General features: G+C 72.8%; 15 protein-coding genes. 8 read left to right on the top strand and 7 right to left on the bottom strand.

All coding sequences use genetic code 11. From position 1 onward, the window contains the following. Window positions 1-40: 40 nt before the first annotated feature. Entirely contained in the window at window positions 41-1519 is a 1479-nt protein-coding gene (locus NR112_RS04345) for a phosphotransferase (protein ID WP_256792734.1), read from the bottom strand. Between the two features lie 117 nt (window positions 1520-1636). Here NR112_RS04345 and nudC point away from each other — a divergent pair, with 117 nt between their 5' ends. Beyond that, window positions 1637-2659, top strand: coding sequence for an NAD(+) diphosphatase (nudC, locus tag NR112_RS04340; protein ID WP_308336256.1), 1023 nt, complete (start codon window positions 1637-1639; stop codon window positions 2657-2659). Window positions 2660-2678: 19 nt separating this feature from the next. Here the strand turns inward: nudC and NR112_RS04335 are convergent, their stop codons facing one another. Beyond that, window positions 2679-2948 (bottom strand): mycoredoxin, encoded by a 270-nt coding sequence (locus NR112_RS04335; protein ID WP_256792732.1) that lies wholly within the window; start codon window positions 2946-2948, stop codon window positions 2679-2681. Window positions 2949-3064: 116 nt separating this feature from the next. On the opposite strand from NR112_RS04335, the gene ppk2 reads away from it, so the two are divergent. The 6 genes from ppk2 (at window position 3065) to NR112_RS04305 (ending at window position 7632) form a co-directional block, all read left to right on the top strand. After that, window positions 3065-3871 (top strand): polyphosphate kinase 2, encoded by an 807-nt coding sequence (ppk2, locus tag NR112_RS04330; protein WP_256792731.1) that lies wholly within the window; start codon window positions 3065-3067, stop codon window positions 3869-3871. 23 nt (window positions 3872-3894) lie between these two features. Continuing rightward, window positions 3895-6009 carry an ATP-dependent DNA helicase UvrD2 gene (locus NR112_RS04325; protein ID WP_374511466.1) on the top strand — a complete coding sequence of 705 codons (2115 nt, stop codon included), beginning with the start codon at window positions 3895-3897 and terminating at the stop codon, window positions 6007-6009. Between the two features lie 143 nt (window positions 6010-6152). Beyond that, entirely contained in the window at window positions 6153-6416 is a 264-nt protein-coding gene (locus tag NR112_RS04320; protein WP_256792730.1) for a hypothetical protein, read from the top strand. A 287-nt stretch (window positions 6417-6703) separates the two neighbouring features. After that, entirely contained in the window at window positions 6704-6991 is a 288-nt protein-coding gene (locus NR112_RS04315; RefSeq protein WP_020143058.1) for a WhiB family transcriptional regulator, read from the top strand. A 74-nt stretch (window positions 6992-7065) separates the two neighbouring features. After that, window positions 7066-7200 carry a hypothetical protein gene (locus NR112_RS04310; RefSeq protein WP_255358547.1) on the top strand — a complete coding sequence of 45 codons (135 nt, stop codon included), beginning with the start codon at window positions 7066-7068 and terminating at the stop codon, window positions 7198-7200. A 213-nt stretch (window positions 7201-7413) separates the two neighbouring features. Further along, entirely contained in the window at window positions 7414-7632 is a 219-nt protein-coding gene (locus NR112_RS04305) for a hypothetical protein (protein WP_256792729.1), read from the top strand. Window positions 7633-7685: 53 nt separating this feature from the next. Here NR112_RS04305 and NR112_RS04300 read toward each other — a convergent pair whose 3' ends face one another. From NR112_RS04300 to NR112_RS04290, 3 genes are all read right to left on the bottom strand, one after another. Continuing rightward, the gene (locus NR112_RS04300; protein ID WP_256792727.1) at window positions 7686-9017 is read right to left on the bottom strand and encodes an AarF/ABC1/UbiB kinase family protein; all 1332 of its coding nucleotides are present in this window, start codon (window positions 9015-9017) and stop codon (window positions 7686-7688) included. A gap of 171 nt (window positions 9018-9188) precedes the next feature. Further along, a complete protein-coding gene (locus NR112_RS04295) occupies window positions 9189-10163 on the bottom strand; it encodes a hypothetical protein (RefSeq protein ID WP_256792726.1) in 975 nt (324 codons plus the stop codon). A gap of 249 nt (window positions 10164-10412) precedes the next feature. Beyond that, window positions 10413-10574, bottom strand: coding sequence for a DUF5679 domain-containing protein (locus tag NR112_RS04290; RefSeq protein WP_020143053.1), 162 nt, complete (start codon window positions 10572-10574; stop codon window positions 10413-10415). 189 nt (window positions 10575-10763) lie between these two features. On the opposite strand from NR112_RS04290, the gene NR112_RS04285 reads away from it, so the two are divergent. After that, window positions 10764-11315 (top strand): M48 family metallopeptidase, encoded by a 552-nt coding sequence (locus tag NR112_RS04285; protein WP_256792725.1) that lies wholly within the window; start codon window positions 10764-10766, stop codon window positions 11313-11315. A gap of 74 nt (window positions 11316-11389) precedes the next feature. Here NR112_RS04285 and NR112_RS04280 read toward each other — a convergent pair whose 3' ends face one another. Both NR112_RS04280 and NR112_RS04275 read right to left on the bottom strand, forming a co-directional pair. Continuing rightward, on the bottom strand, window positions 11390-11893 hold the full coding sequence (locus tag NR112_RS04280) for an NUDIX hydrolase (RefSeq protein WP_256792724.1): 504 nt from the start codon (window positions 11891-11893) through the stop codon (window positions 11390-11392). Window positions 11894-12015: 122 nt separating this feature from the next. Then, window positions 12016-13848: a zinc-dependent metalloprotease gene (locus NR112_RS04275; RefSeq protein WP_256792723.1), complete on the bottom strand. Its 1833-nt coding sequence runs from the start codon at window positions 13846-13848 to the stop codon at window positions 12016-12018. Between the last annotated feature and the right edge of the window lie 114 nt (window positions 13849-13962).

Below are 13962 nucleotides of genomic sequence, written 5' to 3'. Positions count from 1 at the left end.
CCCGGCCGGGTGGCCCCGTCGTCCCACCGGCCCGGGCCGGTCAGCTCCGCGCGTCGTGGGCGGGGTGGTCGGGACGGTGCTCCACCGGCACGAAGTCGGAGGCGCCCTCATGCAGGTCGAGCACGCCGTCGGCGTCCTCGGGCAGGGCCTCGACCTCGTCGATCTCGAAGGTGGACGCGTCGGCGTCCGCGGCCGTCAGAGGGACCGACTGGGACTCCTCGACGGTCTCGTCGGGCCACGGGGACGGTTCCGGCTCAGCCGCGTGACCGAGGCCCGGCGCCACGTCGTCGACGACGACGTCACCCGGCGCCGCATCCGAGGTCTCCTGCGACGGCGTGGGCGACTCGGCGTCCCCGGCGGTCTCGTCGGCGGTCTCGTCGGCGGTCTCGTCGGCGGGGGCCTGCGGCTCGTCGAGCAGGGAGGTCATCGAGATGGCCTGTGTCTCGCCGAGCATGGGGAAGGGCACGTGCGGCTGGGTGGCGTCCCACTCGGGCTCAGGCCGCTCGGGGTCGTCGGGGTCGAGGACCGCGGCGGCGCGCACCCGGGCCTGTCGGGTGCGCTCGCTGCGCTCGGCGTCCTCCTGCGCGTGACGGCGGTCGTCGTCCTCGACCCGGCCGTCGAGGGCGCGCAGCTCATCGGCCGTGCGCTCGACGACGTCGAGCTGCCCCGAGGCGAGAGCGTGGAGCAGGGTCCGCAACGGCGCCATCTCGGCCGCGAGGCGGGCTCGGCGCACGAGGTGCACGTCGGGTCGCTCGATGCGCGACTCGGCGTAGGCCTCGAGCACGGCATCGAGTGTCTCGGCCGGCGCGAGACGGGCGAGCTCGGCGAAGTCGTCCGCCGGGTCGCCGACGCGGCTGGCCTCCCAGGCCAGGACGCCACGCACATGACCGCTCGACGAGTCGTCATCGTCGTCGAACGACGCGAGGACGTTCTCCCCGGTGAAGGTGCCGTGGACGGTGCTGGGGGCGAAGCGCCACAGCGAGACGTCCTCGAGCGCGTGCTCCCAACGCGTGAGGAGCCCGGTGGGCACGTGCCCCGTCGCGGCGGCCCGGTCGAGCTCGGAGAGCTGGCGGCGGCGGTAGGCCTCGGCGTCGTACGTGGGTCGCCCAGCCTCCTCGTAGAGGAGGTGCTCGACGTTGTGGATGTGCGCGAGGGTGCGACCCACCTCCGCCGTCAGGGGGCCCGGGCGGAGCCCGGCGAAGTCGAGGGGCCGACCGGGGACGCGCAGGTAGACGGCCGCTCGGCCCTCCGGTACCTGGGCGAAGCCGCGGACCATCGGCATGGCCACGTCGAGCCGCCGCCCGAGCAGGCCGGAGAGCGCGGAGATGTCGTCGAGCATCGCGCCGGCCGCCGAGGTGCACGGCGCCTTGACGACCCAGCGCCGGTCCTGGCTGTCCTGGACGTAGGCGATCTCGAAGAGGTCGCCGGGACGGCCCGGGACACCCTCCACCGTCACCGGGTCGAGGCCCGGCACGGCCGAGCTCGCCAAGGCGGCGAGGAAGAGGGGGCTGCGCGTCACAGGTCCACCGTAGGTCGAGCGGCGCGCCGAGCGTGGGAGGCGACGCCCGCGCCGGTCGGTTCGCCGCAGGCTCGACACCCGGGCGCCGGCGCCGGCTCGCCGCCTAGGGTGGGTCGCGTGGCAGTGACGGACGAGACCCTGGCCGACCTCGCGCTCTCGCGCAGCTCCCTGGACCGGGTGGCGCTCGAGCGTCGGCGACCCGAGGTCCTCACCGAGCTGCTCGACGACCCGCAGACCCGGGTCGCCGAGGTCCGCGGTGACCGCATGCAGGTGTCGGCCCTCGGTGCAGCCGGTGCAGCCGGTGCAGGAGGTGCAGGAGGTGCAGCGGGCGCCGAGGGCGCCGGTGACGACGGGCTGACGCTCGTCCTGCGCGCGCCCGAGCCCGAGGACCACGCCCGGCTCGGACTGCACCTCGGTCGCGACGGCGACGGGAGGGCATACGTGGGTGTCGTCTCGACGGACGACGCAGACGGGGTCGACGACCCCGACCGGCGGCCCGACGGCTGGCTCACCCTGCGGCAGGCCGGCGAGGCGCTCGCACCCCGCGACGCAGGCGTCTTCACCACCGCGCTGGCGCTCGCCAACTGGCACGCGACGCACCGCTTCTGCCCACGCTGCGGTGCGCCGACCGAGCCCCGGCAGGGTGGCTGGGTGCGGCGCTGCGAGCGCGAGGGCAGCGAGCACTACCCGCGCACCGACCCGGCGGTCATCATGTCGGTCGTCGACCCCGACGACCGGCTGCTGCTGGGGCGGGGGGCGCACTGGCCCGAGGGGCGTTTCTCCGTGCTCGCCGGCTTCGTCGAGCCGGGGGAGTCGTTCGAGTCCGCGGTCGCCCGCGAGGTCGCCGAGGAGGTCGGCATCTCCGTCGAGGCGGCGCGCTACCTCGGCAACCAGCCGTGGCCGTTCCCCTCGTCGGTGATGATCGGTTTCCAGGCGACGACGCGCGAGACCGAGCTGACGATCGACCCCGTCGAGATGGCCGAGGCGCGCTGGGTGAGCCGTGAGGAGTACCGCGACCTGCTCCGCGACGGCTCGATCCGCACGCCGAGCGGCATCTCGATCGCCAAGCGGATCATCGAGCACTGGCTGGGCCAGACGGTCGAGTCCGTCGTCGAGCCGGGCACGCGGACGAGCTTCTGAGCCCGGTCGGTGCGACCCGTCAGCTCGCGAGGCGCGAACGGACCTCGGCGAGCGAGGGGTTCGTCGCGGCCGAGCCGTCGGGGAAGACGACGGTCGGGACCGTGCGGTTGCCGCCGTTGACGTGCTCGACGAAGTCGACGTGCTCGGGATTGGCCTCGAGGTCGATCTCGGTGAACGGCACGCCCTCGCGGGTCAGCTGGCCCTTGAGGCGTGTGCAGTAGCCGCACCACGTCGTCGTGAACATCGTGATCGAGCCCTCGTCGGGCGTGACCTGCGTGGACTGGGGCATCGGTTCCTACTCGTGTCGCGACGTCGTGCGTGGTGGTGGGGACGGCTCCCACGGGCGTCGTCCCTCGGTGCAAGGATGACCCCATGGCCAAGCGCGGCGCAAAACGATCCCCGAGGATGGACCTCGACGTCTACGAGACCGAGGTCCGTCGACTGCAGGCCGAGCTCGTCGCGTTCCAGGAGTGGGTGCGTGCGACGGGTCAGCGGGTCGTCGTCGTCTTCGAGGGGCGTGACGCCGCCGGCAAGGGGTCGGCGATCAAGCGGATCACCGAGTACCTCAGCCCTCGCGTCGCCCGGATCGCGGCCCTCCCGGCGCCGACCGACCGCGAGAGGACGCAGTGGTACTTCCAGCGCTACATCGCCCACCTGCCCGCTGCCGGCGAGATCGTGCTCTTCGACCGGTCCTGGTACAACCGCGCCGGCGTCGAGCGGGTCATGGGCTTCTGCACCGACGAGCAGTTCGCCCGCTTCCTCGAGCAGGCGCCGCTCTTCGAGCAGATGCTCGTCGATGACGGAGTCGTCCTGCGCAAGTACTGGTTCAGCGTCTCCGACGTCGAGCAGGAGCGCCGGTTCCGCAGCCGCGCCAAGGACCCCATGCGCCAGTGGAAGCTCTCGCCGATGGACCTCGAGTCCATCACCCGGTGGGAGGACTACTCCGAGGCCAAGGACGTCATGATGGCCGCGACGAGCACCGACTGGGCGCCGTGGCACGTCGTCGAGTCGGAGGACAAGCGGCGCTCGCGGGTCAACGTCATGCACCACCTGCTCAGCTCCATCCCGCACGCCGCGGTGGCGCCCGTCGTGCCGCCCGTGCCCGAGCGCCCCGCTCCGCGTGGCTACGAGCGCCCGCCGCAGCACGAGCAGAACTACGTGCCGGACCACGCCGCGAGCGTGCTGGCCACCTCGAAGGGTGATAGCTCCTGAGCGCAGTACCGTCCGCCGACGAGATCCTCGCCGGGCTCGACCCGGAGCAGCGCGAGGTCGCGATGGCCCCGCCGGGCCCCCTGTGCATCCTCGCGGGTGCCGGCACGGGCAAGACGCGCGCCATCACCCACCGCATCGCGTATGCCGTCCACTCGGGTGCGCAGCAGCCGCAGCGGGTGCTCGCGCTGACCTTCACGGCCCGCGCCGCGGGCGAGATGCGCACGCGCCTGCGCGGGCTCGGGGTGCAGGGCGTCCAAGCCCGCACGTTCCACGCCGCTGCGCTGCGGCAGCTGCACTTCTTCTGGCCGCAGGCCATCGGCGGCGCGGCCCCCGAGGTGATGAGCCACAAGGCGGCGGCCGTCGCCGAGGCCGCGAGCCGGCTGCGCATGCAGTTCGACCGCACCACCGTCCGCGACCTCGCCGCCGAGATCGAGTGGGCCAAGGTCAACCTGCTGACGCCGCAGTCGTACGCCGCCCGCGCGCGTGAGCAGCGCCGTGAGCCTCCGGGCCTCGACCTCACGGCCATGGCACGCCTCTTCGAGGCGTACGAGGACGTCAAGCAGCGCCGCGGCGTCATCGACTTCGAGGACGTCCTGCTCCTGACCGTCGGCATCCTCGACGAGCGCGAAGACATCGCCCGCACCGTGCGCGGCCAGTACCGCCAGTTCGTCGTCGACGAGTACCAGGACGTCAACGACCTCCAGCAGCGGCTCCTCGACCAGTGGCTGGGGGAGCGCAAGGACCTCTGCGTCGTCGGCGACCCGGCCCAGACGATCTACTCCTTCACCGGGGCCAGCCCGCGACACCTCGTCGGTTTCCCCCAGCGGTTCCCGGGCGCGCAGGTCGTGCGCCTCGTGCGCAACTACCGCTCCACACCGCAGATCGTCGGGCTCGCCAACACCATCGTCGCGTCGGGCACCCAGGCGGCGCGCGACGGGGCGGTGCGCCTCCTCGCGCAGTCCGAGCCGGGTCCCGCGCCGGAGCTGACGAGCCATCCCGACGACCCGGCTGAGGCTGCCGCGGTCGCCGACCGTATCCGCACGCTCGTCGCGGGCGGCCACGAGGCGGCCGAGATCGCCGTCCTCTTTCGCACCAACGCCCAGTCCGAGGCGTTCGAGTCGGCTCTCACGGACGCCGGGGTTGCCTACCTCGTGCGGGGTGGCGACCGCTTCTTCGCCCGCAAGGAGGTGCGCGACGCCGTCCTGCTCCTGCGCGGCGCCGCCCGGAGCGACGACGGCGAGAAGCCGCTCGGTGAGATCACCCGCGACGTCATCACCGGCGCGGGCTGGTCGCACGAGCCCCCGTCCGGTAGCGGGGCCACCCGTGAGCGGTGGGAGTCGCTGACCGCGCTCGCGACGCTCGCCGACGACATCGCCGCAGCGGCTCCGGAGGCCCGGCTGCCCGAGCTCGTCGCCGAGCTCGAGCGGCGGGCGGCCGAGCAGCATGCCCCGACCGTGCAGGGCGTGACGCTCGCCAGCCTGCACGCCGCCAAGGGCCTGGAGTGGGACACCGTCTTCCTGGTCGGCGCCTCCGACGGCCTCATGCCCATCTCGATGGCCGAGGGCCCCGACGCTGTCGAGGAGGAGCGGCGCCTGCTCTACGTCGGGCTCACGCGCGCCCGCAAGCAGCTCTTCCTGTCGTGGTCCGGTGCCCGCACGCCCGGAGCCCGGGCCACGCGCCGCGTCTCGCGGTTCCTGGCGCCGGCGGCCGACATCCTCGGCCAGGGTGCGCGCAGCGAAGCGAGGTCGGGCGGGTCCAAGCGGTCCGCGCCGAAGGTGGCGCCGCTCGCGCACTGCCGCGGCTGTGGCGCCGAGCTCGTCTCCGCGGCGCAGCGCAAGACCGGCCGCTGCGACGACTGTCCGCCCACCTACGACGAGGAGACGTTCGAGCGGCTGCGCACGTGGCGCCGCGCCGTCGCGCGCGAGGCGAGCGTGCCGGCATTCGTCGTCTTCACCGACGCGACGCTCACCGCGATCGCCGAGCACGCGCCCTCCGACGAAGGTGGTCTGTCGGTCATCAGCGGCGTCGGCGCGCGGAAGCTCGACCAGTACGGCAGCGACGTCCTCGCCATCCTGGCCGGCGCCGATCCGCAAGAACTCATCGAAAGCCGTTCTGCGGCAAAGGAATCCGCGGGGTAGAGGCATTCGCGCAAAATAAGTTCGGAAAACTTCGTTAAATCAGTTGTTCGCCCGCGAGGCGCACGCGTACCCTTGACGAAGTCAAGCCCAGTGGTCTCGGTGGCCAGCTGGGGCCCGTGAGCAGAAGTGAGGAGGTCGGCCTGATGGACAACACCACGATGACGATGAACGCAGTCTCCTGCGTCCTTTCCGTGCGTCTGCGGCCGACCACCGGCGATGTCCGCCTGGCGGCCACGCACGCTCCGGAGCAGGGGACCACTGTGTCCATCGCCGCCGTCATGGGCGGCCGCGTCGCCGACTTCCGCGCTCCGATCCAGGGAGACGTCTCGGTCGCCGGCCTCACGTTCGCCCGCTCCTACAAGACCTTCGATGTCGTTCGCTCCCGCTCTGGGAGGCCACCGGTCTGACCAGACCAGAAGCCTCACCTCCAGGCCGCGAACCCGACATCACCGGGTCCGCGGCCTTCGTGTTTCCCGGGGAGTTCCCCGGCCGGATGCCGCTCCCGCACCGCATGACCGACACCGCCAGAACAGCACCCGACCGGGTGCCTGACAGATCAGGGACACAGATGACTCCCCGGATGCCGAGCAGCAGGACCGAGACGCGCACCACCGGTGCAGGTCTTCGGGCCAGACCAGACACGAGTGAGCAGGGGCACCCCACCACGGGCGCCCAGGAGATGGAGGTGAGAACGATGCAGCTGAGCGAACTGATCGACATGAGAACCGAGGCGGAGCAGGTCGGCGAGACCATTCCGTGCCGCGACTACGACGCGGAGCTCTGGTTCGCCGAGCGACCCGAGGACGTCGAGTTCGCCAAGACGCTCTGCGGGCTCTGCCCGGCGCGCGTCCAGTGCCTCGCCGGCGCCCTCGAGCGCCAGGAGCCGTGGGGAGTCTGGGGCGGGCAGCTGCTCGTCCAGGGCGCCATCGTGGCTCGCAAGCGGCCCCGCGGCCGTCCGCGCAAGCACCCCGTGGCTGCCTGAGCCTGCGTGACCACGCATGACCCAGACGCCAACGGCCCCCGACAGCAACCCTTTCCACAGACCAGGAGATCGTCATGAACCAGCTCGAGATGCTGGCTCGCGACCGGATCAACCAGCGCAGTCAGCGCCAGGAACGCAGCGGCATCCGTCGCAGCGCCCGGCTGATCGCCCAGGAGATCCGCGCCAGTCGACGCCACAGCGAGAAGTGAACGACCGCGCCTCGGGGCGCGTTGCAGGACAACTGAATCGAGTGAGCGAGCCGCGGGTGACGCGCACGTCACCCGCGGTTCCGCACGTCCGGGGCAGCGTGCTCCGTTCCTGAACCAGTCGTCCCGACCCTCCCGTCCGACCCGCGATCCCGCGTGGCGCCACGAACGGCGCCTCGATCGGCGGATACTCGAAGGAGGAGAAGGGAGAACCCCGTGAACACTTCTACCGATGCGGCCACCGATGCCGCTGCCCGTGACGAGACCCTCGTCTGCTCCGGCTGCGGCACGACCCCGCCGCCCGAGGAACAGACCGCGGCCCGGCTCACCTGGAGCCGAGGGACCGACGCCGGTCGCACCACGTGGAGCTGCGAGCGCTGCAGCCGCGAGAACCTCCGCTCGATCGAGAGCAAGCTCGACCCCGTCTGGTGGTGACGAGCAGGGCCGTGTGAGCGCGAACGTCCGCGCAGTCGCCCGAACGGCGTCCCTCAGTCGGCGTCGCCCACCGGCGGCAGGTCCGCACCGGGGAGCAGCTCGTCGACGATGGCGCGCCCGTGGACCGTGCCGCCGAGCTGGCTGAGCACGCCGATCCCGCCACCCCACACCCGGTGGATGAGGAGGTACTCCGGCGGCAGGTTGAGCTTGTAGGCGACCGCGTAGTTGGGCTGGCGCGGGTCGTTGATGTGCGCGAAGACACCCCGGAGCCAGTCCCGACTGAAGGTGAACGTGTCGGTGCGGAACGGCGCCATGAAGGGCTCGAGGTAGGCGAGCAGTCGCTGGGGGTCGAGGTCGATGTTGTCCTTGACGAAGCCGATCCCACGGAGACCCTCGAGGACGTCCTCGGCGCTGCCCTCGAGGCCGGTGGTGAGCAGCGGCCCGATCTCGGGCGGCATGCCGTTCGGAAGCCGGTTCACGGCCCCGAAGTCGATGACGCCCAGGCGCCCGTCGGGCGTCATGCGGAAGTTGCCGGGGTGCGGGTCGGCGTGCAGCAGCCCCGCTCGTGCGGGCCCCGCGAGCAGGAAGCGCAGGTAGAGCTGCGAGGCGGTGTCGCGCTGCTCCTGGGTGCCCTCGGCGATGATCCGAGAGAGGGGGAGCCCGTCGAGCCACTCCGAGACGATGACGTGCTCGCGGCCGTCGACGACATGCGGCACGGCGAAGTCCGGGTCGCCGTCGAAGGCGGCCGCGAAGGTCGCCTGGGACTCGGCCTCGAGGCGGTAGTCGAGCTCCTCGGCCATCCGGTCGCGCAGCTCGTCGAGGATCGGCCCGAGCTCGATGCCGGGCACCCAGCTCGCCGCGACCTTCGCGACCCGGCTGATCTGTCGGATGTCACTCATCAGGGCGGCGCCGGCGCCGGGGTACTGGATCTTCACCGCGACGTCGCGACCGTCCCTCCAGACGGCCCGGTGCACCTGCCCGATCGACGCGGAGGCCACGGGATGATCGTCGAAGGACTCGAACCTGCTGCGCCACCGTGTGCCCATCTGGGCACGGAGCACGCCGTGCACGGAGGTCGTCGGCATCGGCGGGGCACTGTCCTGCAGCTTCGTCAGCATGACCCGGTAGTGGACGGCGAGGTCCTCGGGCAGGGCGGCCTCGAAGATCGAGAGCGCCTGCCCGAACTTCATGGCGCCGCCCTTGAGCTCGCCGAGGACCTGGAAGAGCTGCTGCGCCGTGCGGGCCTGCAGCTCGGCGGCTACGACCTCCGCGGGCCGACCGCCGAGCCGTTTGCCGAGGCCGAGCGCGGTCCGGCCGGCAAAACCGAGCGGCACCGAGGCGAGCTTGGCCGAGCGTACGACGGCCTTGCGTGGCAGGTCGGTCACGGCGCACCTCCTCGGGCGGGTCGACGGTCATGCGCGGGCGCGAGCGGTCGGCCCGGCGCCGGGGAACGAGACAGCATCGCGCGGCGGCGGGTCGAGCCCACCCTCGACTCTATGTGTACCCGCCGGGGCGGGTGCGCCAGACCATCTGTCCAGCCTTGGGCCGGAAGCCGGTCACGCGCCCCGACGGAGCGATGCGTCCCTGGGGCCCGGCTGCGCGCCGACGGGGCCGCTCGTGCCGCCTGAGGCAGGGTGCGACGGGCAGAGCGGGTGCGTCGGCCAGCGCCGGTGGTCCATCCGCGGCCACGGTGGGCTCACCTCGACCGAGACCCCCGGCGGAGGAGGGTGGCCCTCGAGGACCCCGTTGACGAGGAGGGTCACGCTGCCGACGACGAGATGGGACAGGCCCGGAGCGAGGCCGTCGTGCTCGCCCTCCGGCGACCCGGCCGGCGCGAGGGCCCGGGTCGGCATCGCCTGGCTCATCAGCGTCGGCCACGCGTCGTCGCGGTCGGTCCGGTGGCGGTCGAGGCACCACAGGCACGGCGCGGCGGGGGAGCCGTCCACGAGTGGGCCGATCACCGTACGGGGTCCGGCCGGAGCCACGGGCAGGTGCGGCACGCCGTGACGCAGCCAGAGGTCGCCACGACGAGGGTCGACGACGGGCGACCCCACGAGGACGACGAGGTCCGGTCGTGGACGGAGCGGCGCGGCGACCGATCTGTCGACCGCGGTGCGGCCGTGCACGACGGTCGCGCCGGCGTGCGCCACGGCCTCGGCGATGTCGGTTGCGACGTGCCCACAGCCGTCGACGACGACCCGCCCGGTGGCGCTGACGCGTGCTGCGCGGGCAGCGCCGGAGATCGACGTCCCCGTCGGGAGCCGGTCGGTGAGCACGCCGAGCTCGGCGACGAGCTCGAGCAACGCACGCCATCGTGCGGGAGGGATGCCCGCGTCGGCCGCCACGCGCTCGGTCAGGACGAGGGGGAGGGTGCCGTCGAGGTGGGCGAGCAGGTCGGCCTCGGTGTCGCTGACCCCCGTGACGACCGGACCGCCCGGGAGCACGCCGAACTGGACCTCCCCGTGTCGTCTCGTCAGCGGACGCAGCCACACGGGCACGCGGGGGTGGGGTGGGACGGCAGCAGCGGACATCGGACCTCCAGACCCGGTGGCGCCACCAGCGTGCGCCACCCTCGGTCGTCAGGCTCGCAGCCGCCCGGGTGTGGTCGTGATCGTCGTCCACAGCCTCTGACGGGCCGTCCGAGGGCCTGACGTCTCCGGTCGGGCGTCGTCCAGCGGTGAGTCGCCCTGGGCCGGTTCGAGGTGGGTACGCGCGAGGGGGCGAGACCGTGTGGTCCCGCCCCCTCGATCTGCGACGTCAGCGACGCCGCCGCGACCTGGTCAGGCCTTGCCCAGAATGCGGTTGAGGTTCGTGCCACAGACGGGGCACTGTCCCTTGGCCATGCGGCGACCGTTGTCAGAAACGACAACCTTGCCCTCGGCCTCGCGCTTCTCCTTGCACTTCACGCAGTAGAACTCGCCCTTGTAGGTCTCGTCAGCCATTGATGTCTCCTTGTAGATGGCACCCATCCGACGGGTGCCTCGACTCGTTCAACCCTAAGGCACGCTGAGCACGAAATCATGCTCATCCCCGCTTGGCGCGCCCGTCCGCGATGAGGTATGACGCGCGAACGCGGCCGTGTCGGCCCCGTGCTCCGGACCGTTGTCGCCGTGCTGGCCTACCCTGCCCTCATGGCGACGGTGCGACGCGAGGTGGTGCACACGGTGGTCGACGGGGTGACCGTCGAGGTCCGCCGCAGTGCCAAGCGTCGCCGCACCGTGTCGGCCTATCGCCAGGAGGGACGTCTCGTCGTCCTCGTCCCGGCGCGGATGAGCCGCGCCGAGGAGGGGGAGTGGGTGCGCACCATGGTGGCGCGAGTGGCCGCGTCCGAGCAGCGACGCCAGCGCACTGACGGCGACCTCGAGCAACGCGCGCTCGCCCTGTCGCGCGAGCACCTCGGCGGACGCGCGGTTCCCGCGAGCGTGCGCTGGGTCTCCAACCAGAACTCCCGTTGGGGTTCGTGCACTCCGGCCGAGGGCTCGATTCGCTTGTCCGACAAGCTCCGTGGCATGCCGAGCTGGGTCGTCGACTACGTCCTGCTCCACGAGCTGGCCCACCTGCTGCAGCCGGGGCACGGTGCGGAGTTCTGGGCCCTGCTGCAGGGGTACCCGCGTCTCGAGCGGGCCCGCGGCTACCTCCAGGGCGTCTCGGCCGCCGCCGGCCTCGACCTCAGTGACGAGTGAACGCCACGACACGCTCCGCCTGACGGCAGACGACCACGTATGCCGTGACGACGTCCCACGCACCGGCCGTTCGGTCAGCGCCGGCGCAGTCTCAGACCGGCGTCCACGAGGGGGCGCAGGTCTTCTCGCGTCCCCTCGGGGAGGGCGTCCACCGGCCACCACCGGACGTCGATCGACTCGGTGCTGACCGTCGACTCCGTCGACCTCGGAGTACGCGCCGCGAAGCGGATGTCGAGGTGCTCACGGCACCTGCCGAAATCTCCGGAAAGAAGATGCCGATCGAGCTGCGCGATCTCCGGAAAGGCCGTGATGTCCGCTATGCCCGACTCCTCACGCGCCTCACGAGTGGCCGCGTGCCACACCGTCGCGTCGCCCGGCTCGAAGTGTCCGCCGAACTGGAACCATGCCCGGGCCCGGCGGTGCAGGGTCAGCAGAGCGGCGTCGCCGTCGTCGTCGAGCACGATGACGCTGCCCGTGAGGTGTGCCGGCGGTCCGGCCTTGCTCATCGCGTCCGGGTGGGTGTGGAGGTGGTGGAGGAACTCCGTGCGCAGGCGCTCCTGCTCCTCGTCCGGTGCCACCCACGACTCCAGCCGAGCGACGGCGTCGTCGTGCAGCCGGCGCCAGGCGGTCCCGTCCGGCCCGTCGAGGGGCCGGTGGGACCCGCGCGGGTCCGGCTGCTCCGGAGGGCGGCGTGCCCCCGTCACCGCTGCGGGCCGGCGCTGGTGTCGCCGTCGCCGTCGCTGTCACCGCTGGTGTCGCCGTCGTCCCCGTCGGCCGCACCGGTGCCGGTGCCTGTGCCTGGGTCGGTTCCGCGCTCGCGGTCGGCCTCCTCGAGGATGCCCTGGAGCACGGAGTCGAGGTCCGACCCCAGGTTGTCTCCGCCCTCGGGCAGCGCGCCCGTCGCGGAGGTGCCGGTCGCCCGCTCGACGTAGCCGATCGGGTCGTCGAGGTCGGCCGACGTGGGGGCGAGGTCCGGGTGGGCCCAGCGGCCGTCGCGGAGCGTCGCGCCGCCCGCGCTCTCCAGCGCGGCCCAGAGGTTCGCGGCGTCGCGCAGCCGGCGCGGGCGCAGCTCGAGCCCGACGAGCCCGGCGAACGTCTTCTGAGCCGCTCCGCCCACCCGGCGCCGGCGGATCGTCTCGGCCAGGGCCGCCGACAGCGGCAGGTGCCGGGCCGTCGTGCGGTCGGTCACGTGGTCGACCCAGCCCTCGGCCAGGGCGAGGAGCGTCTCGAGCCGGTCGAGCGCGGCGCGCTGGGCAGGCGTCGGCTGCGGCCGGAAGAGGTTGCCCTGCAGGGCCGTGCGCAGCGCCTCGGGGTCCGAGGGGTCGATCGTCGACAGGGCCGACTCGATGGCGTCGGTGTCGATCGTGATGTTGCGGGCGTAGTCGGAGACCGCCGAGAGCAGCTGCGGCCCGAGCCACGGCACCTCGGAGAAGAGGCGGACGCGAGCCGCCTCGCGGACCGCGAGGTAGAGGCGCACCTGCGCGATGTCGATCTCGAGCGACTCGGCGAGCTCGGCGACGTTGCCGGGAAGCAGGGCGACGACGCCCGGCTCGGTGAGGGGGAGGCCGACCTCGGTGCCGGTCACGACCTCGGTGGCGAGCGTGCCGACGGCCTGGCCGAGCTGGGCCGAGAACATCTGGCGGCTGAGGTTGCCGAGCATCGGCGCCCACTGCTCGACCATCTGCCGCGGGTCGAAGCCCTCCGGCAGTCCCTCGGGCATGGCATCGCCGAAGGCCTCCGGGCCGAGCTCGCCGACCTGCTTGCGCATGGCGTCGGACGTCGCGGCGGTGACGCCGTCGGAGACGGGCTCGATGAGCTCGAACCAGCGCGGCATCGTCGCCTCGACCCACTCGGCGCGGCTCAGGCCGGTCGCACGCCAGGCGGGGGGGGCCAGCGTCGTCTGCTCGTCGAGCCACAGGGTCGCCACGGCGACCGCATCGGCGACCGCACGTGCGGCGGCTGCGTCGTGCACGTCGTTGCCCTGCGCGGCCATGACGTGCCGGCGGGCGACCTCGGTCGCCAGGTCGCGCGAGCCGGTCGGGGAGTCCTGGGCAGCCATGAAGGTGCCGAGCTGGGCCCGCATCGCGGCCTGCGTGGCCGGGTCGCGGGGGTCGACGCCCATGCTCTTCATCGCCTCGGCGAGCTCGGGGTTGTCGGCAGCCTCGCCGAGCACCTTCTCGAGCATGGCCCCGAGGTCGGACGGGTCCATCCCGCCGAGGTCAGGCAGGCCGGGGAAGCCCTCACCGAAGCCGCCCCCGAAGCCGCTGCCGAAGCCGACCGGTCCGGCTCCCGAACCGGGGGAGCCGCCGCCGGGGCGGTTCAGCGGCAGGCCGAAGGGGGACTCGCCGGGTCCCCGGCCCGCATCGGGCTGGCCGACCTGGTCGCCGGCGTCGCCAGCCCGGGCGGCGTCGTCAGGCCGGCCGGCGTCCTGCTGGCCCGCGTCGTCCTGCTGGCCCGCGTCGTCCTGCTCCTCGCCGGACACGTCGTCCTTGTCGCTGTGGTTGTCGTCACCGCGTCCACGGTCGTCGGCCATGCCTGCTCATCCCCACTCGAACGGATCTCCTGCCGGCCGTCTGGCCGTACACCAAGACAACCACGGATCGACCTCGTTGGTTCCCCACCCCGTGCGCGGGCGGGCGCGGAACGC

The organism is Terrabacter sp. Ter38, assembly GCF_024519435.1.
Lineage (GTDB): Bacteria > Actinomycetota > Actinomycetes > Actinomycetales > Dermatophilaceae > Terrabacter.
The sequence above is the reverse complement of the archived record's forward strand: the minus strand, read 5'-3'. Positions and strand labels throughout refer to the sequence as shown.

What these genes read in the sequence shown, in the direction of transcription:
- NR112_RS04290 (WP_020143053.1), bottom strand. Translation starts at nt 10,574, where the DNA reads ATGGCTGACGAGACCTACAAGGGCGAGTTCTACTGCGTGAAGTGCAAG.
- ppk2 (WP_256792731.1), top strand. Translation starts at nt 3,065, where the DNA reads ATGGACCTCGACGTCTACGAGACCGAGGTCCGTCGACTGCAGGCCGAG.
- NR112_RS04310 (WP_255358547.1), top strand. Translation starts at nt 7,066, where the DNA reads ATGAACCAGCTCGAGATGCTGGCTCGCGACCGGATCAACCAGCGCAGT.
- NR112_RS04275 (WP_256792723.1), bottom strand. Translation starts at nt 13,848, where the DNA reads ATGGCCGACGACCGTGGACGCGGTGACGACAACCACAGCGACAAGGAC.
- NR112_RS04320 (WP_256792730.1), top strand. Translation starts at nt 6,153, where the DNA reads ATGGACAACACCACGATGACGATGAACGCAGTCTCCTGCGTCCTTTCC.
- NR112_RS04285 (WP_256792725.1), top strand. Translation starts at nt 10,764, where the DNA reads ATGGCGACGGTGCGACGCGAGGTGGTGCACACGGTGGTCGACGGGGTG.
- NR112_RS04315 (WP_020143058.1), top strand. Translation starts at nt 6,704, where the DNA reads ATGCAGCTGAGCGAACTGATCGACATGAGAACCGAGGCGGAGCAGGTC.
- NR112_RS04295 (WP_256792726.1), bottom strand. Translation starts at nt 10,163, where the DNA reads ATGTCCGCTGCTGCCGTCCCACCCCACCCCCGCGTGCCCGTGTGGCTG.
- NR112_RS04335 (WP_256792732.1), bottom strand. Translation starts at nt 2,948, where the DNA reads ATGCCCCAGTCCACGCAGGTCACGCCCGACGAGGGCTCGATCACGATG.